Raw genomic sequence first — 26,990 nt, forward strand, 5'->3', positions numbered from 1 at the left:
GTGCATGCCGGCGCTGCCAGATCAAGGCCCGGATTCTAGCTTTCTGATCATTACTAGCTTGCGTGGATCGGATGGCGCGAAATCGGTTCGGCCTGGGTGGGTAGTCTTTCGATTTGCCGCGCAAGCTTCTATGTTTCCCGCATGAATGACCGACCTGACGACCTTCGCCCCATCCTGCGTATCGACTTCCCGCCCGAGGACCGGCTCGGGCGCGGCAAGATCATGCTGCTGGAACACATCCGCGAGACCGGATCGATCTCGGCTGCCGGTCGCGCCATGGACATGTCCTACCGTCGGGCTTGGCTGCTGGTCGATGCGCTGAACCGGATGTTCCGGGAACCGTCGGTCGAGAGCCAGCGCGGGGGCAAACAGGGTGGCGGAGCGGTGCTGACGCCTTTCGGCGAAACACTGATCCGTCGCTATCGCGAGATGGAGGCAAAGGCGAGGGCGGCGATCGCCGACGACCTTGCCTGGCTGGAAGCCGTCCGCGATCCGGATCAACCGACAGCCGGGCAGCTCAATGATCGATCGCCACGGACTTGATGATCACGTGCACCGGCTTTCCCGGCGATAACTGAAGCGCATCGCGCGAGAATGTCGTGATGCGCGCGGCGATCGTCGCGCCGCCGCAATCCACCCGCACGTCGACACTGCCATTTTCGCCCGCCGTCAGATCGACGATCGTTCCCTCCAGCACGTTGAGAGCGCTGATGCCCTCAGGGCGAACCGTTGCCAGCATGACGTCGCGGGCGGCAATATGCAGGCGCAGCGTGTGTCCCTGCGCCACGTCGATCCTTTGCACGCGGATAAGCCGTTCGCCAACGCGGACGGTCGTCAGGTCGTGTGTGGCGTCATGCATCTCGACCACGCCTTCGAGCAACACGCCCGCTTCGCGCCGCCCGGTTGCCAGTGCCGCCTCCGGGGCGCTCAACACTTCGGCGGCAGCGCCCGAGGCCTTCACCCGGCCGTCCTCCAGCACCACGACCCGTTGTGCCAGACGCGCGACCTCGCTGACGGAATGGCTGACATAGACGATCGGGATGCCGGCATCGTCGCGCAACCGTTCGAGATAGGGCAGGATCTCGGCCTTGCGGGCATCGTCGAGTGCGGCAAGCGGCTCATCCATCAGCAACAGACGCGGCGCGGCCAGCAGGGCGCGGCCAATGGCGACCCGTTGCCGTTCGCCACCCGACAGGGCTGCCGGATTGCGCTCGAGCAGATGACCGATGCCGAGCATGTCGACGACGCGTTCCATGTCGGCGGCCTTTCCGGAACTGCCGGCAAACCAGCGGCCATAGGCAAGGTTGCTGCTGACGCTTAAATGCGGGAACAGGCGGGCTTCCTGAAAGACATAGCCGAAGCGTCGGCGATGCACGGGCGTGAAGATCCGGCGCTCGCTGTCGGCGATGATGTCGCCGTCGAGCACCACGCGTCCGCTTTGCGGCTTCATCAGGCCGGCGATGATGTTGATCAGTGAGGTCTTGCCCGAGCCCGAGCGGCCGAACAGCGCAGTGACGCCGCCGTCGGAAGTGAAGGTGGCGTCGACGGAGAAATCTCCGAGCCGATGGCGGGCTTCGACGAGAAGGCTCATGCGGCAACCGTCCGCTTGGCGGCAGCGTTTGCCAGCAGCTCCGACAGCATCAGCGCCGCCATGGAAATGACGATCGAAATGATCGTCAGGCGCATGGCACCGGCATCGCCGCCTGGCACTTGGGTAAAGGTGTAGATCGCAGACGACAGCGTCTGTGTTTCGCCAGGAATGTTGGAGACGAAGGTGATGGTCGCGCCGAATTCGCCCATCGCTTTGGCGAAAGCGAGGATCATGCCGGCGATGATGCCAGGGAGGATAAGCGGCAGGGTGATGGTGAAGAACACCGAGATAGGCCCGGCACCGAGCGTGGTTGCGGCATCCTCGAGCTTGCGGTCGACCGCCTCGATCGACAGCCGGATGCTGCGCACCATCAGCGGGAAGGCCATGACAGCGGAGGCAAGGGCCGCACCGGTCCAGCGGAAGGAAAAGACCAGGCCGAAATTTTCGGCGAGAAACGCGCCGATCGGTCCTCGGCGGCCGAACAGCAGCAGGAGAAGAAAGCCGGTGACGACCGGCGGCAGGATCAGAGGCATGTGAACGAGGCCGTTCAGCACGGTCTTGCCCCAGAAACGCCCGCGCGCGAGCAGCATGGCGACCCCAAGCGCAAACGGCAGGCTGCAGATCATCGCCACCGTCGCCACGCGCAGGCTCAACAGGACCGCCGTCCATTCCGCGCCGCTCAACTCCAACCAATCCAAAGTCGTGCCACTCCCGGTCGAATTGTCCCGCGCCGCGTGTTGTCGGTACGGCGCGGGGGAACGATAGATGCTTCGCCTGTTTCTGGACAGGCGAAGCATCCGTTATTTCAGGACGGTGAAGCCCTGCTTTTCGAAGAGTGATGCTGCCTTGCCCGACTTGATGAAGTCGACATAGGCGGCCGCGTCGGCGTCCTTGCTGTCCGTGGTGATTGCGATCGGATAGATGATCGGCGGATGGCTGTCCTCGGGGAAGGTTCCGACGACCTTGACGCCTGGATCGGCCGCAGCGTCGGTCTGGTAGACGATGCCATAGGGCGCCTCGCCACGCGAAACGAGCAGCAGTGCCGCGCGCACGCTTTCAGCGCCCGCAACCTTCTGTTCCACACTCGACCAGACGCCAAGCTTTTCAAGTGCTGCCTTGCCGTATTTGCCGGCCGGCACGGAATCGACCGCACCCATCGCCAGGCGACCGTCGCCGATAAGCGTTGCCAGATCGAAGCCCTGCTTGATCTCGACCGGCTGTGCGTCCGCCTTGCCCGAGACGAGAACGATGCGGTTGCCGAGCAGATCGGAGCGGGTGTCGTCCTTGATCAGCTTCTTCTCAGCGAGATAGTCCATCCAGGCGAGATCGGCGGAGATGAACACGTCAGCCGGTGCGCCCTGTTCCACCTGCTTGGCGAGCGCGGAGCTGGCCGCATAGGAAACGGTCGTTTCCTTACCGCTTTCCTTCTGCCACTCGGCATTGATCGCATCGAGCGCATTCTTGAGGCTCGCGGCGGCAAAGACCGTTACTTTGTCCTCGGCCATGGCGGCGCTCGGCGCCCAAGTTGCGCCGGTCCAGGCGACACCGAGAGCCAGCACCAGCCCCTTCAGCCATTGTCTGCGTTGCATCATCATTCTTACCTCCATCAAGTTCGTGATATTTTTCAGGATATAACGATATCTCCTCCTGATTAGCGTTGTATCCATGGAAATACAATGCTGTTGGAAAGCGGTATTAAAAGCCGTGAAACACGCTGCTCGTCGCGCGATTGCTGCTTGCGGCTGCGTGCGATCGGCCTTAATTCCGGGGCGGCAAGCGGATGAAACGGACTGGAGGCGTGATGGAAACGGCAGTCAAGCTCGAAGAGAGCTGGAAGGCGGCATTGGAGCCAGAATTTTCCAGCCCGTATATGGGCGAACTCAAGCAGTTCCTGGTCGGGGCGCGCAACGAAGGACGGCAGATCTTTCCGCGGGGGCCGGAGTATTTTCGGGCGCTCGACCTGACGCCGCTCGACAAGGTGCGCGTCGTCATCTTGGGCCAAGATCCCTATCACGGCGACGGCCAGGCGCACGGGCTCTGCTTCAGCGTGCGGCCGGGTGTGCGCACACCGCCTTCGCTCGTCAACATCTACAAGGAATTGAAGACCGACCTCGGGATCGCGCCGGCCCGTCACGGCTTTCTCGAAAGCTGGGCGAAACAGGGGGTGCTGTTGCTCAACAGCGTGCTGACGGTCGAGCGCGGGCAGGCGGCGTCGCACCAGGGACGAGGATGGGAACGCTTTACCGATGCGATCATCCGCGCCGTCAACGAGGCCGACCACCCGGTGGTGTTTCTGCTGTGGGGTTCCTACGCGCAGAAGAAGGCCGCCTTCGTCGACCGCTCGCGCCATCTCGTGCTGCGGGCGCCCCATCCCTCGCCGCTCTCGGCGCATTCCGGCTTTCTCGGCTGCCGGCATTTCTCCCAGGCCAATGAATTCCTTGCCTCGAAAGGTTTTGAGCCGATCGACTGGACGCTGCCGGAAAATCCGGAGGCGCCGTGAGCGCCCCCCACATACGATGACGTTGCCGGCCGCATCGCTGTCGCCGGCGGGTCTTGTGTCTCAATCGGCAATCCGCCAAAGACACGAAAGCGCCGGGCGCCTTTTCGGGCGCGCAACGGTCGCTGTAACACTTTGAACAATGGCAGGGGCGCGCGTGCGAAAACTTCTGATCATCGGCATCGGCTCCGGCAATCCCGAGCATATGACCGTACAGGCGATCAAGGCGCTCAACCGCGCCGACGTGCTGTTCATCCCGACCAAGGGCGAGAAGAAGACCGAACTTGCGGAGGTGCGCCGCGAGATCTGCGCGCGCTACGTCACACGCGCCGACAGCCGCACAGTCGAATTCGCCGTGCCGGTTCGGCGGACTGAGGGCGTCAGCTATGACGGCAGCGTCGACGACTGGCACGGCCGCATCGCCGAGATCTACGAGCGCTTGATCGGCAGCGAACTGACGGAAGATGGAACGGGCGCCTTTCTCGTCTGGGGCGACCCGATGCTCTATGACAGCACCATCCGCATCGTCGAGCGGGTGAAGGCGCGCGCCAAGGTCGCGTTCGACTACGACGTCATGCCCGGCATCACCAGCCTGCAGGCGCTTTGCGCCAGTCATCGCATTCCGCTGAACCTCGTCGGCAAGCCGGTCGAGATCACCACCGGGCGCCGTCTTTCCGAAAGTTTTCCCGAGCGCAGCCAGACGTCGGTCGTCATGCTCGATGGCGAGCAGGCTTTCCAGCGGATCGAGGATCCCGATGCCGAGATCTATTGGGGCGCCTATCTGGGAACGGCTGACGAAATCGTCATCTCCGGTCGCCTTGCCGACGTCAAGGACGAGATCCTGGCGACGCGGGCACAGGCGCGCGAGCGCATGGGGTGGATCATGGATATCTACCTCTTGCGCAAGGGTGCCGATTTCGAGGAATAGGCTCCATTGCGCCTGCTTTCTCCGGGGCTTTTCCCGTCCGTCTTTGATCTCTCTCAACGTCGGCGACTGTGCTATAGCGTCTGGTGAAAAAGGGGCCAACCAGAGGGCAACCGCCAGGAGCAATCGAGACAAGCCGATGACCAGTTGCGCCGCGCCGACACCGGAAACGACGGATGCCGCCTCGATGCGTCGGGGCGCCTGCCCGTCGCTTGCAGCACCGATGCCGACCGGCGATGGCCTGCTGGTGCGTCTGCGGCCGCTCGACGGCAGCCTGACGGTTTCGCAGTTCTCGGCCGTCGCCGAAGCCGCCCGGCATTTCGGCAACGGCGTCCTGGAGATTACCGCCCGCGGCAACCTGCAGGTCCGCGGGCTGACGGCGTCGACCGTTCCCGGGCTTGCCGAGGCGATCGGCGAAGCCGCAATTGTGGTTCCGGATGGTGTGGCGATCGAGACACCGCCGCTTGCCGGCATAGACCCTGAAGAAATCGCCGACCCTCGGATCCTCGCCGCTGCGTTGCGGCAAGCGATCGCCGCACAAGGGGCCGCTTTGAAGCTGGCGCCGAAGCTTGCCATCATCGTCGATGGCGGCGGTCGCTTCCACCTCGGCGATACGATCACTGATCTTCGCCTGCAAGCTGCCGGCCGGGGCGAGGGTATCTGGTGGAACCTCTCCCTTGCCGGGACAACTGCGACGGCGAAGCCCGTTTGCGCGCTTCGAACCGAGACTGTCGTGCCGGTCGTTATCCGGATTCTTGAAGCGCTGACCGACATCGGGCCAGCGGCGCGAGGAAGGGACCTCGACATCGATGCGATACGCGCGCTCTGTCCGCCCGGCGCCGACCGTATCGAGGTCGCTCCGGCTTCGACGCCGGCGTCTCCGGTCGTCGGCATCCACGATCTCGGTTCGACCGGTGCCGCCCTTGGCCTCGGGCTCGCCTTTGCCCAGATCGATGCGATAAGCCTCATCAGCTTTCTTCGGCAAGCAGGCGAGCTTGGCGCACGAGAAATCCGACTCGCGCCCAGCCACGGCTTCTTCCTGCTGGGCCTTGAGCGCGAGGCGGCAGCAATCGTCCAGCGCCTGGCCTTAGCGCAGGGGTTAAGGATCGCACCCGACGATCCGCGCAACCACATAGCTACCTGCGCAGGCAGCACCGGCTGCGCATCCGCATGGATGGACACCAAGGCGATGGCGCGGTTATGGGTGGAAACGGTGCCGGATCTCTTCGACGGCTCGCTGACCGTGCACCTCTCCGGCTGCCTCAAGGGCTGCGCCCGCCCCAAGGCGTCGGCGTTGACGCTGGTGGGTGCGCCATCAGGATATGCGCTTGTCGTAAATGGGGCGGCGAAGGATGGCGCGAATGCCTACACCGATGAAAATGGAATGAAATCCGCGCTGGAACGGCTGGCCAAGCTGGTGCGGGAAAACAAAGACGCTGGCGAATCGGCGCGGTCCTGTCTTACACGGCTGGGTGCCGCGCGCGTCTCGGCTGCGTTCGAACAGGGATAGAAATGCCTGAGTATGATTACATCCGGGATGGCAACGCCATCTATGAGCGTTCCTTCGCCATCATTCGGGCAGAAGCCGATCTTTCCGCCTTCTCCGAGGAGGAAGCCGACCTCGCGGTGCGCATGGTGCATGCCTGCGGCCTGGTCGAGGCGTCGAAGCAATTCGTGTTCTCTCCCGATTTCGTCACCGCTGCCCGCGGCGCCCTGAAGAACGGCGCGCCGATCCTCTGCGACGCCGAGATGGTGGCGCGCGGCGTGACGCGCGCGCGTCTACCCGCCGGCAACGAGGTGATATGCACCCTTCGCGATCCGCGCACGGCAGACCTGGCGGCCGAAATCGGCAACACGCGCTCGGCTGCGGCGCTGAAGCTCTGGGGCGAGCATATGGCCGGTGCCGTCGTTGCGATCGGCAATGCGCCGACGGCACTTTTCTATCTGCTGGAAATGCTGCGGGACGGCGCGCCGAAGCCGGCAGCGATCATTGGCATGCCGGTCGGTTTCGTCGGCGCGGCGGAATCGAAGGATGCCCTGGCCGAGAATTCCTATGGCGTGCCGTTCGCCATCGTGCGCGGTCGCCTTGGCGGCAGCGCCATGACGGCCGCCGCGCTCAATTCGCTCGCGAGGCCGGGCCTGTGAGCGGGGCGGCCAAGGGCCGGTTGATCGGCGTCGGCACGGGCCCCGGCGATCCGGAGCTTTTGACGGTCAAGGCGGTGAAGGCGCTGGGCGAGGCGGACGTGCTTGCCTATTTCGCCAAGGCGGGCCGCAGCGGCAATGGCCGCGCGGTTGTCGAGGGACTGTTGAAGCCTGGTCTGGTCGAGCTGCCGCTCTACTATCCCGTGACCACGGAGATCGACAAAGACGACGGCGCCTACAAGAGCCAGATCACCGATTTCTACAACGCCTCCGCCGATGCGGTCGCCAGGCATCTCGAGGCCGGGCGAACCGTTGCGGTGCTGAGCGAGGGCGATCCGCTGTTCTACGGTTCCTACATGCATCTGCATGTGCGGCTTGCCGGGCGGTTCGCGGTCGAAGTCATCCCTGGTATCACCGCCATGTCCGGCTGCTGGTCGCTTGCCGGCCTGCCGCTGGTCCAGGGCGACGACGTCCTGTCGGTCCTGCCGGGCACCATGGCGGAAGGCGAACTCGGACGACGCCTTGCGGATACCGAGGCCGCCGTCATCATGAAGGTTGGGCGCAACCTGCCGAAGATCCGCCGGGCGCTTGCCGCCTCCGGCCGGCTCGACCAGGCCGTCTATGTCGAGCGCGGCACGATGAAGAACGCGGCGATGACAGCCCTTGCGGAAAAGCCCGATGACGAGGCGCCCTACTTCTCGCTGGTGCTCGTTCCAGGATGGAAGGACAGGCCATGAGCGGCACGCTCTATGTCGTCGGCACCGGTCCCGGCAGTGCCGCGCAGATGACGCCGGAGACCGCTGAGGCGGTCTCAAAGGCGGAGGAGTTCTTCGGCTACTTCCCCTATCTCGACCGCCTGAACCTCAGGCCCGACCAGATCCGCATCGCCTCCGACAATCGCGAGGAGCTCGATCGTGCGCAGGCAGCGCTGACGCGCGCGGCCGCCGGCGCCAAGGTCTGCATGGTATCGGGCGGCGACCCCGGCGTCTTTGCCATGGCGGCTGCCGTCTGCGAAGCGATCGACAAGGGACCGGCGGAATGGAAGTCCGTCGATCTTGTCGTGACCCCTGGCGTGACCGCGATGCTGGCCGTTGCCGCGCGCATCGGCGCGCCGCTTGGTCATGATTTCTGCGCGATCTCGCTCTCCGACAACCTGAAGCCCTGGGAGGTCATCACCAAGCGGCTGAAGCTCACTGCGGAAGCGGGGCTGGTGATCGCGCTCTACAATCCGATCAGCAAGGCGCGGCCCTGGCAGCTCGGCGAGGCATTCGAGATCCTGCGCGGCGTCTTGCCGGCATCGGTGCCCGTGATCTTCGGTCGCGCTGCCGGCCGGCCGGACGAGCGCATTGCAGTGATGCCGCTCGGCGAGGCCGATGCCAGCCGCGCCGACATGGCGACCTGCGTCATTATCGGCTCGCCGGAAACGCGCATCGTTGCGCGCGAGGGCAAGCCGGATCTGGTCTATACGCCGCGCTTTTACGCAGGAGACAACCAGTGATCGATGCGTTCGAGCGCTGCGTCGCAGTCGCCGACCGAGGGCACGTCGGCGGGCTTGCGGCGCTCGACCATGATCACCGCGATCCCCAGTTTGCGGGCAGCCGCGATCTTTCCATAGGTCGCGGCCCCGCCGCTGTTCTTGGCGACGATGACGTCGATACGGTGGGCCTTCAGCAGCTCGATCTCGTCGGCTTCGGCAAATGGGCCGGTGGCAAGGATCGCCGTCGCATCGGGCAGCTTCAACGGTGGGGTCACCGGATCGACGCTGCGGATGACGTAGCTGTGCTGGGGCGCCGCCTCGAAATGAAAGGCTTCCTGCCGGCCGATGGCGAGAAAGACGCGGCGCGGGAGATTGCCGAGGGCGGTGACCGCTTCTGCGACGCTGCCGACGCAGGTCCAGGTGTCGCCGGCTTCCGCCTGCCACTCCGGGCGGCGAAGGGCCAAAAGGCGCACCCGCGCGGCATTTGCCGCCGCGGCGGCGTTGTGAGAAATCCTGGCGGCGAAGGGATGCGTCGCGTCGACGACCAGCGCAACCTCTTCGGCAACGAGGAAGGCAGAGAGCCCTTCGGCGCCGCCAAAACCGCCGATCCGGGTCTTGACCGGTTGCGGGCGCGGATCCGCCGTGCGGCCGGCAAGCGAGATCACGGTTTCGTAACGCATGTCGCCGGCAAGGCGAGATGCCAGTTCGCGGGCCTCGGTCGTCCCGCCAAGAATCAAAATGCGAGGTTTTTCCATGGCTGAGGTGTCGAACAGCGATCCGGCCATCATCTCCCCCTGGTTGACCATCATCGGCATAGGCGAGGATGGTGTAGCCGGTCTCGGCGACGAGGCCAAGCGGCTGATTGCCGCCGCGCCGGTGGTCTATGGCGGCGCTCGCCACATGGAGCTCACCCATTCCCTGATCAAGGGCGAGGGCCGTGTCTGGCAGAGCCCGTTCGGCCGCTCGGTCGAGGAGATCGTTGCGCGACGCGGCAGCCCGGTCGTGGTGCTTGCCTCGGGCGATCCGTTCTTCTTCGGTGTGGGCGCCACACTTGCGCGCCGTGTTGCCGCGCCTGAGATCCGCACGCTTCCCGCCCCTTCCTCCTTCAGCCTTGCCGCCTCGCGGCTCGGGTGGGCGTTGCAGGAGGCGACGCTCGTGTCACTCCACGGTCGACCGATCGACCTGGTGCGACCGCATCTGCAGCCGGGCAACAGGGTGCTTGCGCTGACGTCGGATGGCGCCGGGCCGAAGGCGCTCGCCGAGCTTTTGACGGAAAGCGGTTTCGGACAGTCGCGGCTGACCGTTCTGGAGGCGCTTGGCGGTGCCGGCGAACGCGTGACGACGCAGATTGCCGCTCGCTTCATGCTGGGCCTGGTCCATCCGCTCAACGTCTGCGCGATCGAAGTGGCGGCCGATAAGGGCGGCCGGGTGCTGCCGCTTTCGGCCGGGCGCGATGATTTACTGTTCGAGCACGACGGCCAGATCACCAAGCGGGAAGTGCGGGCGCTGACGCTCTCGGCGCTGGCGCCGCGCAAGGGCGAACTGCTCTGGGATATCGGCGCCGGTTCCGGCTCGATCGGTATCGAATGGATGCTGGCCGATCCGGCCATGCGGGCGATCGCCATCGAGGCCTCGCCCGAGCGGGCGGTCCGCGTCGGCCGCAATGCCGAGGCGTTCGGCGTGCCTGGCCTGATGGTCGTCCAGGGCAAGGCGCCGGCAGCGCTTTCCGGCCTTTCTCGTCCCGATGCAATATTCATCGGCGGCGGCGGCAGCGAGCCGGGCGTCATGGATGCTGCAGTTGCAGCGCTTGGCGATGGCGGTCGGCTGGTCGCCAATGCCGTGACGACCGAGATGGAGGCGGTGCTGCTTCAACGCCACGCGCAGCTCGGCGGATCGCTGATCCGCATCGATATCGCCCGGGCGCTTCCGATCGGCGGCATGACCGGCTGGCGGCCGGCGATGCCGGTGACGCAATGGTCGTGGACGAAGACCTAGAGCAATTCCGGAAAAGGCGGAGTAATCCTCCGGCCGGATTTGGATGAGACAAAGAGAATGGGGCGGTTTCGAACTTCCGTGAACAGCGCCTGGAACTTTCGGAGAGACATATGACGGTACACTTTATCGGCGCAGGCCCCGGAGCTGCGGATCTGATCACGGTTCGCGGCCGCGACCTGATCGGGCGCTGCCCGGTCTGCCTTTATGCCGGCTCGATCGTCTCACCCGAGCTGCTACAATATTGCCCGCCCGGCGCCCGCATCGTCGATACGGCGCCCATGTCGCTCGACGAGATCGAGGCGGAATATTTGCGCGCGGCGGAAGCCGGCGAAGATGTCGCCCGACTGCATTCCGGCGATCTGTCGGTCTGGAGTGCAGTTGCCGAACAGATTCGCCGACTGGAGAAACAAGGGATTGGCTACACCATGACGCCCGGCGTCCCATCCTTCGCGGCAGCTGCTGCAGCGCTCGGTCGCGAGCTGACCATTCCGGCGGTCGCCCAGAGCCTGGTGCTGACGCGGGTTTCCGGTCGCGCTTCGCCGATGCCCAACACCGAGACGCTGGCGGGCTTCGGCGCAACCGGCTCGACGCTCGCCATCCATCTCGCCATCCATGCGCTCGATCAGGTCGTCGAAGAACTCACGCCGCTCTATGGCGCCGAATGCCCGGTGGCGATCGTCGTCAAGGCGTCGTGGCCGGATGAACGGGTGGTGCGTGGCACGCTCGGCACGATCGCCGCCAAGGTGGCGGAGGAGCCGATCGAGCGCACAGCGCTGATCTTCGTTGGTCCCGGGCTGGAAGCCTCGGATTTCCGCGAAAGCTCGCTCTACGACCCCGCCTATCAGCGCCGTTTTCGCGGGCGCGAGTAAATCTATTCTTTGGTCTCTTCGGGGGGCTGTACGGGAAGCGGTTTCTGCTTCCGCGGGACGCCGCGGCGTTCCTCGACACGGTCGCGGTAGAGTGCGGCCTGGCCGAGCAGCATCAGCGTGACCGGCGTGGTCATGATGACGAAGACGATGATCAGGACTTCGTGGAACACCCAGCGGCTCTGCAGCACGGCAAAGCAGACGATCGAGGCGGTGCAGATCAGGATGACGCCGCCGCTGGTAGCAAGCGTCGGCGCATGCAGCCGGGTGTAGAAATCCGGCAGCCTGAGCAGGCCCAGCGAGCCGATCAGCGCAATCGCCGCGCCGAGCAGAACGAGCCCGCAGACGACAATGGCGGCCCAGGTCGGAAGGTCGGTCAGATGGCTCATTCGATCACCTCCCCACGCATCAGGAACTTGCCGAAGGCGATCGACGAGACAAAGCCGATCAGCGCGACGATCAGTGCGGACTCGAAATAGATGCTGTTGGCGGTGCGGATGCCGAAGGTGAGCAGCATCAGCATGGCGTTGATGTAGAGCGTATCGAGACCGAGGATGCGGTCCTGCGCCCGCGGTCCCTTGACCATGCGGTAGAGCGCGAATGCCATCGCCAGCCCGATCATGATCTGGGCTGCGAGGATCGACCAGATGATTGCCAGCTCCGTCATCTGAACATCTCCTTCAAACCGGCCTCGTAGCGCTTCACCGTCTGTATCCAGACCTCCTCGTTCTCCATGTCGAGCACGTGGAAGAGCAGCGATTTCCGGCCGCGATCATATTCAAGCCACGCAGTGCCGGGTGTCGCGGTCATGATGCAAGCGAGGAGGGCAAGCGCGTTTTCGTCCTCGATGTCGATGTCCACGGTCAGAAAGCCGGAATTCGGCGCCCGGCGGCCGACGCGCAGGATGACGAGCGCCACTGCGATGTTGGAGCGGATGACGTCGACGAACACGCTGGCGCCGAAGCGCAGCATCAGCAGCATCCGGCGCGGATGCGAGCGGGCCGGATGGAGCTTCAGCGTCACCCAGGCGAGCGCCACGCCGAGGATCGTGCCCATGACGATGGTGCCGGGAGCAACCGACTGGTTCAGCAGCATCCAGATGATCAGCAGGCCGACGGACAGCAGCGGGTAGGGGAACCAGGTGCGCATCGGCTACTGCCCTCCCACACGCGGCGCCGTGAGGACGCGCTGGGTATAGCCAGAAGGATCGAGTAGGGAGTCCGCCGTCGCCTGCATGTAGTGCATCGTCGGGCCTGCCTGCAGGCTCAGGAAGATGCAGGCGCCGAGCAGCACCACGACAGGGGCAATCTCGATGACGAAGACCCGCGGTACGGTGTTTTCGATCGAGGCCCAGAAGGTGCGGATGCCGACACGGTTCATGGCGATCATGGCGGAGAGGCCGGACAGGATCAGCAATGTCACATAGGTCCAGTCGGCCGCCGATATCGCCGGAGCCGCCTCGGGGCCGGAGAGGCCGAAGAGACCGCTCAGGATCGCGAACTTGGCGACGAAGCCGGAGAGCGGTGGCAGGCCTGCAAGCAGCAACGCGCAGAGGCAGAAGCAGAGGCCGAGCACGGCCATGGTGCCGGGAATGGCGGCACCCGCCTCCTCCGGTTCCTCGTCCTCGTCAGCGTCGCCATAGGCCTCCATCGTCACCGCCAGAACGTCGGCGCCGGCGTCGCGGCCGCGCTCCACCAGTTCGATCAGCAGGAAGAAGGCCGAGATCGTCAGCGTCGAGCTGACGAGATAAAACAGCGCTCCGGCAATCATGCTGGAGTGCCCGAGGCCGATCGCCGCCATCAGGGTGCCCGAGGAGACGAGCACCGAATAGGCGGCAAGCCGGGCCATCGCCTGCGAAGCCAGCACGCCGATCGCGCCGAAGGCGATCGTCAGCATGCCGCCGACCACCAGCAGCGTCTGGCCGAAGCCGGCGGACACTCCGGCATTGGCGCCGAAGACGAGCAGCGACAGACGCAGGATGACGTAAATGCCGACCTTCGTCAGCACCGCAAAGACGGCGGCGACCGGTGGGGTCGCCGCCGAATAGGCGGTCGGCAGCCAGAAGCTCAACGGCCACATGCCGGCCTTGACCAGGAAGGCGACGCCGAGGATGCCGGCGCCCACTTCGACCATCTGCCGGTTTTCCGGCGAAATGCTCGCGAGCTTGACGGCGAGGTCGGCCATATTGAGCGTGCCGGTCGCGCCATAGATCAGGCTGACGCCGATCAGGAACAGCGACGAGGCGGCAAGGTTGATCGCGACGTAGTGCAGGCCGGCCTTGACGCGCAGCGGGCCGGAGCCGTGCAGCAGCAGGCCATAAGATGCCGCCAGCATGATCTCGAAGAAGACGAAGAGATTGAACAGGTCGCCGGTCAGGAACGAACCATTGAGGCCGGCGATCAGAAGCTGGAACAGCGAATGGAAGTGATGGCCGGCGGTGTGCCAGCGGGCGATCGAATAGACCTGGGCGGCGAGCGCCAGGCCGCTCGTCAGGCAGAGCATCAGCGCCGAGAGCCGGTCGAGCACCAAGACGATGCCGAACGGCGCCGGCCAGTTGCCGAGCTGGTAGACGCTGGTACCGGCAAGGAAGCCTTCGGTCGAGGCGCTAGCGCGCATCAGCACCATGGAGAGCACGAAGAGGGCGAGCGTCGAGACGAAGCCCATCACGCCCTTGACCATGCGGTTGCGCTCGTCGATCGGGATCATCGCCGCGCCGACCATCAGCGGCAGCAGGATCGGCAGGATCATCAGGTGGTGCAGCCAATCAGTCACTGCGCTGCTCCCTCCCGTCGACATGGTCGGTGCCGGTGAAGCCGCGCGAGGCGAGCAACACGACGAGGAAGAGCGCCGTCATGGCAAAGCCGATGACGATCGCGGTCAGCACCAACGCCTGCGGCACTGGATCGGTGTAGCGCGAGAGATCGCCGACGCCGCCGGGCTCGAGGATGGGGGGTGCGTTCACGCGCAGCCGTCCCATGCTGAAGATGAAGAGATTGACGGCATAGGAGAGCAGCGACAGGCCGATGATCACCTGATAGGTGCGCGGCCGGAGCAGAAGATAGACCCCCGAGGCGGTGAGAACGCCGATGGCGGCAGACAGGATGATCTCCATTATTTTGCCTCCTTTCCGGCGCGAAGGGCGGCACGGGCATGGGCCCGCGGTGCGCGGATCGACTGGTGGGCAAGCGCGATCAGGATGAGCACGGTCGCCCCGACCACCAGCGAGAAGACGCCGAGGTCGAAGAAGATCGCGCTTGCCAGCGGGAATTTCCCGACGATCGGCAGGGTGGCATATTGCGCGTGCGAGGTCAGGAACGGATAACCGAACAGCCACGAACCGATGCCGGTTGCCGCTGCGACGATGATGCCGATGCTCATCCAGCGCAGCGGATGAATGCGCAACCGCTCCTCGACCCAACGGGTGCCGCCGGACATGTATTGCAGGATGAAGCCGATCGACATGGCGATGCCGGCCGCAAAACCGCCACCCGGCAGGTCATGGCCGCGCAGGAAGAGATAGGCGGCCAGCATGCCGCTGACCGGGAACATCCATCGCATGATTACCGATGGAACGAACAGATACTCGGCGACGCTGTCGCCCTTGGCGCGATCGGGGTGGTCGTCGTCGAAGGCATTCTGGACCTGCTGCTGTTCCGGCGCCTCCAGGCTGTCGGCCTGCGGACGGAAGCGGAGCAGCAGCGCAAAAACGGTCAGGGCCACGATTGCCAGCACGGCGATCTCGCCGAGCGTGTCGAAGCCGCGGAAGTCGACGAGGATGACGTTGACGACATTGGTGCCGCCGCCTTCCTTGTAGGCGCGCTCGAGGAAGTAGCTGGCGATGGTCTCCGGCATCGGGCGCGTCATGACCGTGTAAGCGATCAGCGCTACGCCGCCGCCTGCCACGATGGCCAGCACGAAGTCGCGCAGGCGCCGCAGGCGAACGCGCAGTGACAGCAATTCGGATTCCTGCGTGTCCTCGATGCGCTTGGGCAGCCAGCGCAGGCCGAGCAGGATCAGTACCGTCGTGACGATCTCGACGAGGAGCTGGGTAACGGCAAGGTCGGGGGCCGACAGCCAGACGAAGGTGATGCAGGTAACGAGGCCGGCACCGCCGAGAAGCACGAGGGCAGCGAGACGGTGGAACTTCGCCTGGTAGGCAGCCCCTACGGCGCAGGCGATGCCGATCGCCCAGAGCAGGGCGAAGGCCGGATCGATGCCGCGCACGAGAAGTGGCGGCAGTTCGAAGTGATTGATGAGAAGCGGCAGGGCGCCGGCGACGATCGCGACGAAGACCAGGAACCGCATCTGCGGCTGCAGCCGGCGCGTGCCGAGCTTCTGCTCGAGCGAACGCGCCCACTTCCACGACAGGGTCACCAGCACCCGCTCGAAGATGCGCTGGCCGTGCAGCAGGCGGAAGACCGGCGGCCCTTCGGTGCTGGTCGCCAGATAGTTGCGCATCAGGAAATAAAGGCCGATGCCGCCGAGAAGCGCCACGAAGCTCATGATCAGGGGCAGGTTCCAGCCGTGCCAGACCGAGAGGCTGTACTGCGGGGTGCTGGCACCGAGGATCGACACGACGGCGGTGTGCAGGAACGGGCCGATGGTAATCGCAGGGATGATGCCGACGACGAGGCAGGCGAGCACGAGGAACTCGATCGGCGCCCGCATCCAGCGCGGCGGCTCATGCGGGATCTTGGGCAGATCGTTCGGGGTCTTGCCGAAGAAGACGCTGTGGATGAAGCGCAGCGAATAGGTCACCGCGAACATGCCGGCGAGCGTGGCGACATAGGGCGTAATCGTATCGAGCAGGTTGGCCTGATGCGTCTCGATCGCCTCGGCGAAGAACATCTCCTTCGAGATGAAGCCGTTCAACAGCGGCACGCCGGCCATCGCTGCGCTCGCGACCATGGCGAGCATGGCGGTTCCCGGCATGTAGCGTATGAGCCCGCCGAGCTTGCGCATGTCGCGCGTTCCGGTCTCATGGTCGATGATGCCGGCCGCCATGAACAGCGATGCCTTGAAGGTCGCGTGATTGACGATGTGGAAGACGGCGGCGACCGCGGCCAGCGGACTGCCGAGGCTGAGCAGCACCGTGATCAGTCCGAGGTGGCTGATGGTCGAATAGGCCAGAAGCCCCTTCAGGTCCTGCTGGAAGATGGCGAAATAGGCGCCGAGAAGCAGTGTCGTCAGGCCGGCCAATCCGACGATCCAGAACCAGGCCTCGGTGCCGGCCATAACCGGCCAGAACCGCACGAGCAGGAACACGCCCGCTTTCACCATGGTCGCCGAATGCAGATAGGCCGAGACAGGGGTTGGTGCTGCCATCGCGTGCGGCAGCCAGAAATGAAACGGGAACTGCGCGCTCTTGGTCAAGGCCCCGAGCAGGATCAGGACCAGCATCGTGACATAGAGCGGGTGATTGCGGATCGTGTCGCCGGAGGCGAGCACGACGTCAAGGTCGTAGCTGCCGACAACGCGGCCCATGATCAGCAGACCGACAAGCATGCAGAGCCCGCCCATACCGGTCATCGTCAGCGCCATGCGCGCGCCGTCGCGGGCGTGGGCATTGTGGTGCCAATAGCCGATCAGCAGGAAGGAGACGATGCTCGTCAACTCCCAGAAGACTGCAAGCAGGATCAGATTGCCGGAGAGCACAACGCCGAGCATCGATCCCATGAAGGCGAGGAACAGCGCAAAGAAGCGCGGGACCGGATCCTCTGCCGCCATGTAGTAGCGCGCGTAGAGCACGACGAGCACGCCGATCGCGGTCACCAGCACCGTGAACAGCCAGGCAAAGCCGTCCATTCTCAAGGTGAAGTTGAGGCCGAGCTCGGGCATCCAGGCAAGTTCATAGCGCAGAACGCCGCCCGAGGTGACGAAGGGGTAGAGGCAGGCTGCAACGAGGAAACAGAGAAGCGCGATCGCGCCTGCGAACCAGGCCGTTGCGCCGCGTTGATCGGACGGAAAGAAGATTGCAATGAGGCTTCCCGCAAACGGGGCTAGGATGAAGACAGAAAGCAATTTCCCCGCGTATTCGATCGTACCGTTCCCTTCTCTTGGGCATATTGGAGATTGGGTGCCGAAGCCCCTCAAGAACCATCGCGAATGCAACGGTCGCAGACGACGCCGTCATGGTCCGCATAGCGGTAACAGCCGTATGTTTTTATGACGATTTTCCCGTGGGCTGCCAAGCCTTGATGGCGGGAAAAATGTGAGATCGCGTCATTTTTGGCCAGCTCAAGTGCGCGCCGAACTGTCGCAGCCGACCGAAGGCGACGTCAGGCGGCCTGCCACCTGCGCTCGAAAACGAAGGCGGCAAGATCGTTGGCGCTCATCGGCCGGGCAAAGGCATAGCCCTGAAGGCCGTGGCAGCCGAGTTCCTGCAGAATGCGGGCGTGCTCGAGCGTTTCGACGCCCTCGGCGATCACCTCGATGCCGAGCGAAGTGCCGATATCGATAATCGATTCGACGAGGCGCTTTTCGGCCGGCGAGTTCAGGATCGGCAGAATCAGCTGGCGATCGATCTTCAGCCGCCGCGGAGTGAGCTTCAACAGGCTGAGGATCGAGGCATAGCCGGTGCCGAAATCGTCGATCTCGATATCGATGCCGAGTTCCTTGATCCGGCGAATGTTGGACAGCACGGTGACGTCGCTCTCATCGAAGGAGATCGATTCCAGAAGCTCGAAGGACAGGCGGCCGCGCGGGATCTGCAACTGTTCGAGACGACCGATCAGGCCCTCGTCGTGCAGGCGGGCATAGGAGAGGTTGACCGAGACCTTCGGGATGCGGATGCCGTTGGCTTCCCAGCGATAGATCTGGAACAGCGCCTGCTCCAGGATCACCTGGTCGATGGAGGCGACGACGTTGATGTCTTCGGCGGTCTTGAGAAAGGTGTGCGGACCCAGCAAGCCCTTGGTCGGGTGGTCCCAACGCGCGAGCGCCTCGACACCGATGACTTCCAGGCTGTTCGGGCAGAACTGCGGCTGGAAATGCGCGATGAATTCCTTGTGCTCCAGACCGCGAAGGATCTCGTCGGCGGTCTGCTTGGTCTTGAACACGGCAGTCTTCAGGTCGCCGGTGAAGATTTCATGCCGGTTGCGGCCGCGGCGCTTGGCCTCGTAAAGGGCGATGTCGGCATTGACGAGGATTTGCGCCAGGTCGTCGGTCGGTTTGGACTGGGCTGCGATGCCGATGCTGACGCCGATGCGGCACTCCTGGTCCTTGTAGCGAACCGGAACGCTCATTGCCTCGATAATGCATGCTGCCAGCCGCGCGTCGGGTTCGGCGCTATCCTCCGGGCGGACGATGACGAATTCGTCGCCGCCGATGCGGGCAACGAAGTCCTTCTCCTTGGCGTTGGTGCGCAGAAGTTCGGCCGCATGGCGCAGGATTTCGTCGCCGGCCGCATGCCCGAGCGTGTCGTTGATCTGCTTGAAGCGGTCGAGATCCATATGAAAGATGCTGAGCCTCGCCTCGGCATCGAAGTGATGACTTCTGTCTGCAAGCACCTGGTCGAGGAAGCGCCGGTTCGGCAAGCCGGTCAAGGGGTCGTGCAGGGCATTGAACTCCATGCGGTGGCGCGCGGCCTCCAGTTCGGCGCTGTGCGCCTCGGCCTGGCGCTTGGCTTCCGACAGGGTTGCGCGGGTCTTGATGTCGGCGGTCACGTCCCAGTTGACGCCGACGATCTTCTTGCGCCCGTCGGCGCCGTCATAGGTCGAGCCGATAGCGCGGATATGCCGGATGGTGTCGTCCGGTAGCCGGATTCGGAACTCGGAATTATAGGCGCTGCCCGACGCAAGGGCTTCGGCGAACTCCTCTTCTGCCCGGTCAATGTCGTCGGGATGCAAAGTCGTTTTCCAGTCGTCATAGGCCTTGCGCACCGATCCGGTCTTTCCGTAGAGCTCCTTCATCCGCTCGTCCCAGAGCAGCTTGCCGCTGGCGATGTCGAGCTCCCAGATGCCGATCTGCGAACTGTCGAGCGCGATCTTCAGGCGGTGCGACAGCTCCTGCAATTGCGCCTTGCTCTGTCTGAGAGCGCGAATGTTGTTCTGGCGCTCGCTCATCAAACGGCCCGTCAGCAGCATCGGCAGGATGATCATCAGGCCGCCGGCAACGATCAGGGCGCGGATCAGCCACGCATTGCGCGGGGTGTGCGGCCAGCCACCCTTGGGAACGGCGGCGATGTGCCAGGAGCCGCCGGGAAGCCGGACGGTCATCTCGACCGGTGCTTGATCAAAAACCACGGGGTCGCCGAAGAAGGCCGTTCCGCCGCTGCCCGTCCCGTCTCGGCCGGTGATGGCGATATCGATGCCCAGCTTGGAAGAGCGGAGGCCACTGTCATTGTAGAGGCGATCGACATCGATGACGGCGGAAACGATGCCCCAGAAACGGTTGCTGCCGCCACCGGCATCGATCGACACCGGGAACCGGCCGATCAGTCCGCGCCCGCCCTGGACGAGATCCACCGGACCGGCGAGCACCATCTTGCCCGTGTCCTTGACCTTCATGACCGCGGCGCGCTGCGCATCGTTCTTGCGATAGTCGAGCCCTATCGCTTTTTCGTTGCCCTGCAAGGGATAGGCCATGCGCACGATGAGGTTGGGCGCTGCGGCAATGCTGCGAAGCTGGGAGCGTTCGGTGAAGATGCTGCGGGAAAGCGCGGCGAAACGCTCCTGATCCATGCCCGGTTCGGTAACGATGGTGCCGATCAGGCCCCGTACGAGCTGGATATTGCCGTTGATGCTGGCTTCGAGTTTGGACCGGATCGGATTGAGTTCGTCGGCGACCTGGGAACGCACGCGCGCCTCGGAGACCACCTGGTTCTGATTGTCTGCGAGGATGCCGGCCACGAGAACAACGAACGAGGCGATAATCGCGGGAAGGTAGTTCGGCGTCAGAACCCTGGAGAGTTTCTTCTTCCCGAGGTGGAAGGCATGTCTGGCAGGCACAAGATCACCCCGGTGGCGTGCGAATGATACGAAACGACCGGGATGATCCCAAATTGGTATTAACAATTATTGTTTTAGTTCCGGCTTTTATGCTTGCCCGAGGTCATTTTGCCGTCTTCCGCTCGGGCAGTTTCTTGCGCTTGGTTTCCGCAAGTTCTTCAAGTTCGCCTTCGGTCATGGATTTTTCCATTTCGCGTGACGCGCCCTTGAGTTCGGATTTCTTCATGTCTCCGCGTTTGGCGGCGAGCGCTGCGCCGGCCGCCTTCTGTTGCGCCTTGGATTTTGCAGGCATGTCGCATCTCCTTACGTGCGTTCGAATAGCTCTAACGCAGGCTGGGCGGGCCGGTTCCCCGCGATGGATCACGATTTGCTCTCGATCATCGCCTGCAAGGTCTCCAGGCGGTCGGCCTCATGCGGCAGCTTGTCCTGCCGCAGCCGCGCGATACGCGGGAAGCGCATGGCAACGCCCGACTTGTGCCGGGTCGAGCGGTTGATGCCCTCGAAGGCGACCTCGACGACGAAGCCGAAATCGGGCTCGGCCCGCACGGCGCGTACCGGGCCGAAGCGCTCGGTGGTATTGTCCCGGACGAAGCGGTCGAGAGTTTCCAATTCGGCATCGGTGAAGCCGAAATAGGCCTTGCCCACCGGCACCAGCATTTCCGCGCCGTCGATCTCAGTCCAGACGCCGAAGGTGAAATCGGAGTAGTAGCTTGAGCGCTTGCCGTGACCGCGCTGCGCATACATCAGCACCGCATCGACATTATAGGGGGCGCGCTTCCATTTGAACCACGGACCCTTGGCGCGGCCGGCGGTATAGGGCGAATCCAGCCGTTTCAGCATGATGCCTTCGATGACGGGGTCGGGCGGGTCGGACCGGAGTTGGTCGAGTTCGTCCCAGGAGGAAAACGGCACGAGCGGCGACAGGTCGAAATGCTGCGGCGAGGCCCGTTCGACAAGGTCGCTCAAGATCGCCCGCCGAGCGAGAAAACCTTCCGCCCGGACGTCGGTTTCGCCCGAAAAGAGCACGTCGTAGGCGCGGATGAAGGCCGGGTATTCGTCCAGCATCTTGCGGCTGACGGTCTTGCGGTTGAGCCGTTGCTGCAGGTCGGAAAAGGTCCGGGTGGCACGGTTGGTGCGGGCGGTGCCGCCGACCAGAAGTTCGCCGTCGATGATGCCCGGGACGTCGGCCGCCTCCAGCACATCAGGGAAAGCGCCGGAGATTTCGTCGCCGCTGCGTGAGTAGAGCCGTCTGGTGCCGCCGATATTGGCGAGTTGCACGCGGATGCCGTCCCACTTCCACTCGGCGGCAAAATCCTTCGGGTCGAGCCCATCGAGGTCGCCTTCGCCGACCGGGGTGGCGAGCATCACCGAATGGAAGACGGCAGGCGTCGAGAGCACCGGCTTTTCCGCCTCTCCCGCCAGCCATTGGAAGAGCGGCAGGTAGGGAGGCGCGAGGCCGTGCCAGAGGGTTTCGATTTCGCTGACGTCCTTGCCGCCCATCTCGGCCAGCGCCTGCTTTGCGAGCTTGGCGGAGACGCCGATGCGCAGGCCGCCGGTCACGAGTTTCAGGAAGGCGAAGCGCGCCGAAGTGTCGAGCCGGTCGAGCATGTCGCGAACGACGCTGCGCACATTGGCACGGCCGGTCGCCTGCAGCTTTTCGATCGCGTCGCCGAGCGGAATATCGTCCGGCACCACGCCGACAGGCGGCTCCCAGACCAGCGACACCGTCTCCGCGAGATCGCCGACATAATCGTAGGAATAGCGGAACAGCACCTCGTCCATGCGCTCGAGCAGAAGGTCGCGGATCATCGCCGGCTTGACCGTCGCAAGCGACAGCGTGCCGGCGATCGCCGCGAGCGCATAACCGCGGTCCGGATCGGGCGCGGTGCGGAAATAATCCGCCAGCAGCCGGATCTTGGCGTTGCGCTGCGGGGTGAGCACGAGGCGGTCGAGCAGCTCGGCGAAGGCCTTCATCCTCACTCCCCCTCGTCGTCATAGCCGACGAGATGCAGCGGCCGTGCGGCGATGCCCTCGAGTTCGCACCAGCGCACCAGCGCCTCCTCGCGGCCATGGGTGACCCAGACTTCCGCCGGGCCGATCTCACGGATCGTTTGGGTCAGTTCGGGCCAGTCGCAATGGTCGGAGATCACCAGCGGCAGCTCCACGCCGCGTTGCTTGGCCCGTTGCCTGATCATCATCCAGCCCGAGGCGAAGATCGCCAGCGGATCGACGAAGCGCCGCGCCCAGCGGTCGGCGAAGGCCGCGGGCGGGCCGATGACGACGGTGCCGGAAAAATCCTGCTTCTCGTCGGCGGCAAGCGTCGCCGGGCGGATTTCACCGAGATCTATGCCTTCGCTGCGATAGTAGTCGCAGAGCTTCTGCAGGGCGCCGTGGATATAGATCGGCTCATCGTAGCCCTGCTCACGCAGAAGGGCGATCACCCTCTGCGCCTTGCCGAGTGCATAGGCGCCGACGACATGCGTACGCTCGGGAAACTGCTTTAGCGACGTCAGCAGCTTCTGCATCTCGGTGCGGTCGTCCGGATGGTGGAAGACCGGCAGGCCGAATGTCGCCTCGGTGATGAAGACGTCGCATGGGACCGGTTCGAACGACGGGCAGGTCGGGTCGCGGCGTCGTTTGTAATCGCCCGAGACGACGATGCGCGTGCCCTTGGCCATTACCGAAATCTGCGCCGAGCCAAGCACATGGCCCGCGGGGTGAAAACGCACCTCCACGCCGTTGACCACCATCGTCTCGCCCAGGGCAACGGCCTGGCTGGTGCCGCAGAAACCATCGCCGTAGCGGATGCGCATGATATCGAGCGTTTCGCGCGTGGCGAGTACGTGACCATGGCCGGCACGGGCGTGGTCGGAATGGCCATGGGTGATCAGTGCACGATCGACCGGCTGCACCGGGTCGATGTAGAAATCCCCGATTTCGCAATAAAGACCTTTCGGGGCGGGGTAGAGCAGGGCGTCGGGTTTCATGGCCATAAAGATAGCCGGCGAACGCATGTCCGCCAGCTATCGCAGCAAAGTTTTTCGAACGGTTGGACAAGCCGGCCCGTCCGCGGTGGCATCAGTCGTGCAGCGCCAGCGTGTCGCCGATCAGCTTCAGCGTTTTCGCTGCATCGATGTCGATGCAGGCCTTCTGGCTCGGCAGATTGTCCCATGGGCTCGGCGGGAACATCCGGCTGTCGGGCTTCTGGATCGTCTGGCCATCGGCAATGCCGCCGCAGACGACGCGAATGACGCCGCTGCGCACCTTGAACAGGTCCGGCGCCACGACATAGGCGCAGGCGCAGCTGTCATGCACCACCATGCCATCAGGCACATGCTGCTCATAAAAGGTGATGTAGAACTGCGAGATGTCCGAGAGCAGCTGCGCCGGCGCTCCGCCGCGCGTAGCGATGTCGGCAAGCAGAGCCTTGGTCATCACGGTCTTGGTGGTGACGTCGAGACCGACGACGGTGACCGGCCACGGAGCGGTCATGACGACGTCGGCTGCCTCCGGGTCGCCATGGATGTTGGCTTCGGCGGCCGGCGTTATATTGCCGTTGACGTCGAAAGCGCCGCCCATGATCACGACTTCGCGCACCAGCGGCGCAAAGTTCGGATCTTCGCGCAGTGCCAATGCCAGGTTGGTCATGCGACCGACGGCAATCAGCGTCACTTCGCCGGGATTGGCGCGAACGGTGTCGATGATGAAGCGGTGCGCCGGACGGGGATCGACGGGCAGGTCGATCGTCTCGGGCACGTCGATGTTGCCGAGGCCATCATCGCCATGGATGAAGGTCGGCCAGCCGACATGCGGCCGATCCGGATTGAAGGTCTTGTCGAGGCCCTTTGCGACCGGTGCCTTGATGCCCCACTCGCGCTTCAGGAACAGCGCATTGCGCGTCGTCGTTTCGACTGAGGCGTTGCCGAAGACGGTGGTGATGCCGATGAGGTCGATATCCGGGTGGCGGTGGAGGAAGAGGAGGGCCATTGCATCGTCGATGCCGGGATCCGTATCAAAGATAACCTTGTGCATGTGTTCTTCTTTTCTTTTTCTTGCGTTTGACGGGTCGCAATGGAGGCAAGATGCCCGCGAAAGTCAATCACCCTTCGATCCCAAGTGAGCGGTCGCACCGTCGAAGCCGATGAGGACTTTTGGGCGTTCTCCCCCCGTTCTTCGGATCATCGATGGCGCGCTGCGCTTAAACTTTCCGAAAGGTGCAGCGCCTATCCTTGCAAGATGCCTTCGGGCTTTTGTTGCAGTTCCTGAAATGACAGCGGAGCCATTCTCGTGAAGGCTATTCTCGGCAAGTTGCGCCCATCGAAGAGGCTGGTCGTCATCCTTGCCGTGGCGTTCGGCGTGTCGGCTGCCTCAGGTGCTGCCGCCGTCTATGTCGGCCGCGACGCATTGATGGAGCGGATCTCCAAGCCCGCCACCTCGGGCCTCGAATGCACGCTGGTCAGGACCCTCAAGCTCGGCCATCCCGGTCAGCGCTGGGTCCGCATGCACATCAAGACGGATCGTGCCGGTGGCGAAGCGCGCATGCGCACGGCACTTCGCGTCGTCGGTGCCCTGTCCAAGGCGGAAAAGGCCGATCTCTACCAGGTGGTCGTTCTCGATGCCGCCGGGCCGGAAGTGCGGGCTGAGGTTCGCGGCGCCGCAATTGGCGCGCAGGTTCTGTTCGCACCAGGCCCGCAGAGCGTGCGTGGCATGGATGAACCTTTCCGCGCGTCCTATAATGACGGCAAGGCAAACTCAGCCGGCTTTTTCCACGGCAACACGGTCGATCTTTCGGTGGGTGATGTCCGCGACATGATGGCCGGCATGGACGATCGTTCGCCCTGCATCGATCCGAATGCCGTCACCGTCGAGGGCGAGGCGGCGCCTGAAGCCGCAGCGCAGGAGCAAAAGGTCGAGAGCGCCGAGGCGCCTGCCGGCCACTGACACGCGGTTGGCGCTACAAGGCGCTGGCAATCCATTGTTAGAAACGAAAAAAGCCCGACGCAATCGCGCCGGGCTTTGTTTTGTTGCCAATATGGCTTTGATCAGTCGGCTTTGTTGCGGCGCGCCGGGAACAGGATGATGTCGCGGATCGACGGCGCGTTGGTGAGCAGCATGATCAGGCGATCGACGCCGATGCCGAGGCCACCTGCCGGCGGCATGCCCTGGTCGATGGCGTCAAGGAACTCGTCGTCGAGCTGCTTGGCCTTCTCGCCGCGCGCATGCGCCTGCTCGAGCTGCTCGACCATGCGGGCGCGCTGCTCTTCCGGATCGTTGAGCTCGGAGAAGGCGTTGCCGAGTTCCCAGGTGTTGCAATAGGTCTCGAAACGCTCGACGAGGCGCGGCTCGCCCGGCACTTCCTTGGCGAAAGGCGAGATGTCCTTCGGGAAATGCGTGACGTGGGCCGGCTGGATCAGTGTCGGCTCGACCTTCTCTTCGAAGACGAAGGCGAGGCACTCGCCCCAGGTCCAGTCCTTCTCGACCTCGAAACCGGCAGCCTTGGCGGCAGCGCGGGCTTCTTCGTCGGTCTTCATCGCCAGGAAATCGATGCCGGTCGCTTCCTTGACGGCATCCGGCATCGGCACGCGGCGGAACGGTCCCTTGAAGGAGATTTCCTTGTCGCCGAACATGAACTCTGTCGAGCCGTGGATCGACAGAGCGAGCTTGGTAAACAGCCGCTCGACGAGGTCCATGATGTCCTCGTAGTCGGCATAGGCCCAGTAGCACTCCATCATCGTGAACTCGGGATTGTGCCGGGTCGACACGCCTTCGTTGCGGAAGTTGCGGTTGATCTCGAACACCTTGTCGGTCAGGCCCGATACCAGCGTGCGCTTCAGGTACAGTTCCGGCGCGATGCGCAGGTACATGTCGAGCTTCAGCGTGTTGTGATGGGTCTTGAACGGCTCGGCCGTGGCACCACCATAGACCGAATGCAGCATCGGGGTCTCGACTTCCATGAAGCCGTCGTCTTCCATGAAGCGGCGGATGCCGGAGACGATCTTGCTGCGCTGCTGGAAGCGGAGCTTCGATTCCTCGTTGGTCATGATGTCGAGATGGCGCTTGCGGTAGCGCAGCTCGATATCGGAGAGACCATGCCACTTCTCGGGCATCGGCAGCAGCGACTTCGTCAGCATGGTGATCGCTTGCGCGTTGATCGTCAGCTCGCCGCGCTTGGTGCGGCGCACAACACCGGTGACGCCGATGATGTCGCCGATGTCGATCATCGGCAGCAACGCGCGTGCGTCGTCGGGCGTGGTGTCCTTGTGGCTGAAGATCTGGATCTTGCCGGAGGCGTCATGGATGTCCATGAACATGCCGGAGTTGCGCGACGAGTAGACGCGGCCGGCAACCGTGACGACGTCCTGCGTCTCGGTGTCCAGCTCCAGGTTCTCGTACTTTGCCGCAAGCTCGGCATTGGTCATCGTGCGGTGGAAATGCGCCGGATAGACGTCACCGATCTGTTCGCGCAGCAGCTTCAGCTTCTGCGCGCGCACTTCGGTCACGTCGGAGGAGAGGGCTGTTGCTTCGGTCTTGTCGTTCATCGTCCTGTCC

The 26,990-nt window shown here is 64.1% G+C and carries 26 protein-coding genes; 10 read left to right on the forward strand and 16 right to left on the reverse strand.

Annotation, left to right across the window (positions count from 1 at the left end; genetic code table 11):
- The first annotated feature begins 141 nt into the window (after positions 1-141).
- Positions 142-543: a winged helix-turn-helix domain-containing protein gene (locus tag ABIE33_RS09250; protein ID WP_429124125.1), complete on the forward strand. Its 402-nt coding sequence runs from the start codon at positions 142-144 to the stop codon at positions 541-543.
- On the opposite strand, the gene modC is transcribed toward ABIE33_RS09250, so the two are convergent.
- The 3 genes from modC to modA all read right to left on the reverse strand — a co-directional run bounded on the left by modC (position 518) and on the right by modA (position 3,186).
- Positions 518-1,591 carry a molybdenum ABC transporter ATP-binding protein gene (gene modC / locus ABIE33_RS09255; RefSeq protein WP_429124127.1) on the reverse strand — a complete coding sequence of 358 codons (1,074 nt, stop codon included), beginning with the start codon at positions 1,589-1,591 and terminating at the stop codon, positions 518-520. The genes ABIE33_RS09250 and modC overlap by 26 nt on opposite strands.
- Entirely contained in the window at positions 1,588-2,289 is a 702-nt protein-coding gene (modB, locus tag ABIE33_RS09260) for a molybdate ABC transporter permease subunit (RefSeq protein WP_429124129.1), read from the reverse strand. The genes modC and modB overlap by 4 nt, the downstream gene beginning before the upstream one ends.
- Before the next feature lie 102 nt (positions 2,290-2,391).
- The gene (modA, locus tag ABIE33_RS09265; protein ID WP_429124131.1) at positions 2,392-3,186 is read right to left on the reverse strand and encodes a molybdate ABC transporter substrate-binding protein; all 795 of its coding nucleotides are present in this window, start codon (positions 3,184-3,186) and stop codon (positions 2,392-2,394) included.
- 206 nt (positions 3,187-3,392) lie between these two features.
- Between modA and ung the strand changes: the two genes are divergently transcribed.
- From ung to ABIE33_RS09295, 6 genes are all read left to right on the forward strand, one after another.
- On the forward strand, positions 3,393-4,091 hold the full coding sequence (ung, locus tag ABIE33_RS09270) for a uracil-DNA glycosylase (RefSeq protein WP_429124133.1): 699 nt from the start codon (positions 3,393-3,395) through the stop codon (positions 4,089-4,091).
- Positions 4,092-4,245: 154 nt separating this feature from the next.
- Positions 4,246-5,016: a precorrin-6A synthase (deacetylating) gene (cobF, locus tag ABIE33_RS09275; RefSeq protein WP_429124135.1), complete on the forward strand. Its 771-nt coding sequence runs from the start codon at positions 4,246-4,248 to the stop codon at positions 5,014-5,016.
- Between the two features lie 136 nt (positions 5,017-5,152).
- A complete protein-coding gene (cobG, locus tag ABIE33_RS09280) occupies positions 5,153-6,523 on the forward strand; it encodes a precorrin-3B synthase (protein ID WP_429124137.1) in 1,371 nt (456 codons plus the stop codon).
- A gap of 2 nt (positions 6,524-6,525) precedes the next feature.
- Positions 6,526-7,158, forward strand: a complete 633-nt coding sequence (locus ABIE33_RS09285; protein ID WP_429124139.1) for a precorrin-8X methylmutase — start codon at positions 6,526-6,528, stop codon at positions 7,156-7,158.
- Entirely contained in the window at positions 7,155-7,892 is a 738-nt protein-coding gene (locus ABIE33_RS09290; RefSeq protein ID WP_429124141.1) for a precorrin-2 C(20)-methyltransferase, read from the forward strand. Before ABIE33_RS09285 ends, ABIE33_RS09290 begins: the two co-directional genes overlap by 4 nt.
- Positions 7,889-8,653: a precorrin-3B C(17)-methyltransferase gene (locus tag ABIE33_RS09295; protein ID WP_429124143.1), complete on the forward strand. Its 765-nt coding sequence runs from the start codon at positions 7,889-7,891 to the stop codon at positions 8,651-8,653. The genes ABIE33_RS09290 and ABIE33_RS09295 overlap by 4 nt, the downstream gene beginning before the upstream one ends.
- Here the strand turns inward: ABIE33_RS09295 and ABIE33_RS09300 are convergent.
- Positions 8,632-9,417, reverse strand: coding sequence for a cobalt-precorrin-6A reductase (locus ABIE33_RS09300; protein WP_429124145.1), 786 nt, complete (start codon positions 9,415-9,417; stop codon positions 8,632-8,634). The two genes, ABIE33_RS09295 and ABIE33_RS09300, sit on opposite strands and share 22 nt — an antisense overlap.
- Here ABIE33_RS09300 and cbiE point away from each other — a divergent pair.
- On the forward strand, positions 9,386-10,627 hold the full coding sequence (gene cbiE / locus ABIE33_RS09305; RefSeq protein ID WP_429124147.1) for a precorrin-6y C5,15-methyltransferase (decarboxylating) subunit CbiE: 1,242 nt from the start codon (positions 9,386-9,388) through the stop codon (positions 10,625-10,627). The genes ABIE33_RS09300 and cbiE overlap by 32 nt on opposite strands.
- Before the next feature lie 110 nt (positions 10,628-10,737).
- Complete coding sequence (gene cobM / locus ABIE33_RS09310) at positions 10,738-11,496, forward strand: precorrin-4 C(11)-methyltransferase (protein ID WP_429124149.1); 759 nt, start codon at positions 10,738-10,740, stop codon at positions 11,494-11,496.
- 2 nt (positions 11,497-11,498) lie between these two features.
- On the opposite strand, the gene mnhG is transcribed toward cobM, so the two are convergent.
- From mnhG to ABIE33_RS09365, 11 genes are all read right to left on the reverse strand, one after another.
- Positions 11,499-11,882, reverse strand: a complete 384-nt coding sequence (gene mnhG / locus ABIE33_RS09315) for a monovalent cation/H(+) antiporter subunit G (protein ID WP_429124151.1) — start codon at positions 11,880-11,882, stop codon at positions 11,499-11,501.
- Positions 11,879-12,160, reverse strand: coding sequence for a K+/H+ antiporter subunit F (locus tag ABIE33_RS09320; protein WP_429124153.1), 282 nt, complete (start codon positions 12,158-12,160; stop codon positions 11,879-11,881). The genes mnhG and ABIE33_RS09320 overlap by 4 nt, the downstream gene beginning before the upstream one ends.
- Positions 12,157-12,642: a Na+/H+ antiporter subunit E gene (locus ABIE33_RS09325; protein ID WP_429124155.1), complete on the reverse strand. Its 486-nt coding sequence runs from the start codon at positions 12,640-12,642 to the stop codon at positions 12,157-12,159. Before ABIE33_RS09325 ends, ABIE33_RS09320 begins: the two co-directional genes overlap by 4 nt.
- 3 nt (positions 12,643-12,645) lie before the next feature.
- Complete coding sequence (locus ABIE33_RS09330) at positions 12,646-14,289, reverse strand: monovalent cation/H+ antiporter subunit D (RefSeq protein WP_429124157.1); 1,644 nt, start codon at positions 14,287-14,289, stop codon at positions 12,646-12,648.
- On the reverse strand, positions 14,258-14,605 hold the full coding sequence (locus ABIE33_RS09335; RefSeq protein ID WP_025428214.1) for a Na+/H+ antiporter subunit C: 348 nt from the start codon (positions 14,603-14,605) through the stop codon (positions 14,258-14,260). The genes ABIE33_RS09330 and ABIE33_RS09335 overlap by 32 nt, the downstream gene beginning before the upstream one ends.
- Positions 14,605-17,514 carry a monovalent cation/H+ antiporter subunit A gene (locus ABIE33_RS09340; protein ID WP_429124159.1) on the reverse strand — a complete coding sequence of 970 codons (2,910 nt, stop codon included), beginning with the start codon at positions 17,512-17,514 and terminating at the stop codon, positions 14,605-14,607. Before ABIE33_RS09340 ends, ABIE33_RS09335 begins: the two co-directional genes overlap by 1 nt.
- A 257-nt stretch (positions 17,515-17,771) precedes the next feature.
- Positions 17,772-20,441 (reverse strand): bifunctional diguanylate cyclase/phosphodiesterase, encoded by a 2,670-nt coding sequence (locus ABIE33_RS09345; RefSeq protein ID WP_429124161.1) that lies wholly within the window; start codon positions 20,439-20,441, stop codon positions 17,772-17,774.
- 103 nt (positions 20,442-20,544) lie between these two features.
- A complete protein-coding gene (locus ABIE33_RS09350) occupies positions 20,545-20,733 on the reverse strand; it encodes a DUF3008 family protein (protein WP_429124163.1) in 189 nt (62 codons plus the stop codon).
- A gap of 68 nt (positions 20,734-20,801) precedes the next feature.
- Positions 20,802-22,415 (reverse strand): cisplatin damage response ATP-dependent DNA ligase, encoded by a 1,614-nt coding sequence (locus ABIE33_RS09355; RefSeq protein WP_429124165.1) that lies wholly within the window; start codon positions 22,413-22,415, stop codon positions 20,802-20,804.
- Positions 22,416-22,417: 2 nt separating this feature from the next.
- Positions 22,418-23,428: a ligase-associated DNA damage response exonuclease gene (locus ABIE33_RS09360; protein ID WP_429124705.1), complete on the reverse strand. Its 1,011-nt coding sequence runs from the start codon at positions 23,426-23,428 to the stop codon at positions 22,418-22,420.
- A 91-nt stretch (positions 23,429-23,519) separates the two neighbouring features.
- The gene (locus ABIE33_RS09365) at positions 23,520-24,473 is read right to left on the reverse strand and encodes a nucleoside hydrolase (RefSeq protein WP_429124167.1); all 954 of its coding nucleotides are present in this window, start codon (positions 24,471-24,473) and stop codon (positions 23,520-23,522) included.
- Positions 24,474-24,728: 255 nt separating this feature from the next.
- Between ABIE33_RS09365 and ABIE33_RS09370 the strand changes: the two genes are divergently transcribed.
- Positions 24,729-25,382 carry a hypothetical protein gene (locus tag ABIE33_RS09370; protein ID WP_429124168.1) on the forward strand — a complete coding sequence of 218 codons (654 nt, stop codon included), beginning with the start codon at positions 24,729-24,731 and terminating at the stop codon, positions 25,380-25,382.
- A gap of 101 nt (positions 25,383-25,483) precedes the next feature.
- Here ABIE33_RS09370 and lysS read toward each other — a convergent pair whose 3' ends face one another.
- Positions 25,484-26,980 carry a lysine--tRNA ligase gene (lysS, locus tag ABIE33_RS09375; RefSeq protein ID WP_429124170.1) on the reverse strand — a complete coding sequence of 499 codons (1,497 nt, stop codon included), beginning with the start codon at positions 26,978-26,980 and terminating at the stop codon, positions 25,484-25,486.
- Positions 26,981-26,990 lie beyond the last annotated feature (10 nt).

This window comes from Ensifer sp. 4252 (assembly GCF_050434565.1).
In the GTDB taxonomy this organism is placed as follows: Bacteria; Pseudomonadota; Alphaproteobacteria; order Rhizobiales; family Rhizobiaceae; genus Ensifer.

What these genes read in the sequence shown, in the direction of transcription:
- ABIE33_RS09300 (WP_429124145.1), bottom strand. Translation starts at nt 9,417, where the DNA reads ATGGCCGGATCGCTGTTCGACACCTCAGCCATGGAAAAACCTCGCATT.
- ABIE33_RS09330 (WP_429124157.1), bottom strand. Translation starts at nt 14,289, where the DNA reads ATGTCGACGGGAGGGAGCAGCGCAGTGACTGATTGGCTGCACCACCTG.
- modA (WP_429124131.1), bottom strand. Translation starts at nt 3,186, where the DNA reads ATGATGATGCAACGCAGACAATGGCTGAAGGGGCTGGTGCTGGCTCTC.
- cobM (WP_429124149.1), top strand. Translation starts at nt 10,738, where the DNA reads ATGACGGTACACTTTATCGGCGCAGGCCCCGGAGCTGCGGATCTGATC.
- ABIE33_RS09285 (WP_429124139.1), top strand. Translation starts at nt 6,526, where the DNA reads ATGCCTGAGTATGATTACATCCGGGATGGCAACGCCATCTATGAGCGT.
- ABIE33_RS09350 (WP_429124163.1), bottom strand. Translation starts at nt 20,733, where the DNA reads ATGCCTGCAAAATCCAAGGCGCAACAGAAGGCGGCCGGCGCAGCGCTC.
- ABIE33_RS09325 (WP_429124155.1), bottom strand. Translation starts at nt 12,642, where the DNA reads ATGCGCACCTGGTTCCCCTACCCGCTGCTGTCCGTCGGCCTGCTGATC.
- ABIE33_RS09365 (WP_429124167.1), bottom strand. Translation starts at nt 24,473, where the DNA reads ATGCACAAGGTTATCTTTGATACGGATCCCGGCATCGACGATGCAATG.
- lysS (WP_429124170.1), bottom strand. Translation starts at nt 26,980, where the DNA reads ATGAACGACAAGACCGAAGCAACAGCCCTCTCCTCCGACGTGACCGAA.
- ABIE33_RS09360 (WP_429124705.1), bottom strand. Translation starts at nt 23,428, where the DNA reads ATGAAACCCGACGCCCTGCTCTACCCCGCCCCGAAAGGTCTTTATTGC.
- cobG (WP_429124137.1), top strand. Translation starts at nt 5,153, where the DNA reads ATGACCAGTTGCGCCGCGCCGACACCGGAAACGACGGATGCCGCCTCG.
- cbiE (WP_429124147.1), top strand. Translation starts at nt 9,386, where the DNA reads ATGGCTGAGGTGTCGAACAGCGATCCGGCCATCATCTCCCCCTGGTTG.
- ABIE33_RS09295 (WP_429124143.1), top strand. Translation starts at nt 7,889, where the DNA reads ATGAGCGGCACGCTCTATGTCGTCGGCACCGGTCCCGGCAGTGCCGCG.
- ABIE33_RS09250 (WP_429124125.1), top strand. Translation starts at nt 142, where the DNA reads ATGAATGACCGACCTGACGACCTTCGCCCCATCCTGCGTATCGACTTC.
- mnhG (WP_429124151.1), bottom strand. Translation starts at nt 11,882, where the DNA reads ATGAGCCATCTGACCGACCTTCCGACCTGGGCCGCCATTGTCGTCTGC.
- ABIE33_RS09320 (WP_429124153.1), bottom strand. Translation starts at nt 12,160, where the DNA reads ATGACGGAGCTGGCAATCATCTGGTCGATCCTCGCAGCCCAGATCATG.
- modC (WP_429124127.1), bottom strand. Translation starts at nt 1,591, where the DNA reads ATGAGCCTTCTCGTCGAAGCCCGCCATCGGCTCGGAGATTTCTCCGTC.
- ABIE33_RS09355 (WP_429124165.1), bottom strand. Translation starts at nt 22,415, where the DNA reads ATGAAGGCCTTCGCCGAGCTGCTCGACCGCCTCGTGCTCACCCCGCAG.
- ABIE33_RS09335 (WP_025428214.1), bottom strand. Translation starts at nt 14,605, where the DNA reads ATGGAGATCATCCTGTCTGCCGCCATCGGCGTTCTCACCGCCTCGGGG.
- ung (WP_429124133.1), top strand. Translation starts at nt 3,393, where the DNA reads ATGGAAACGGCAGTCAAGCTCGAAGAGAGCTGGAAGGCGGCATTGGAG.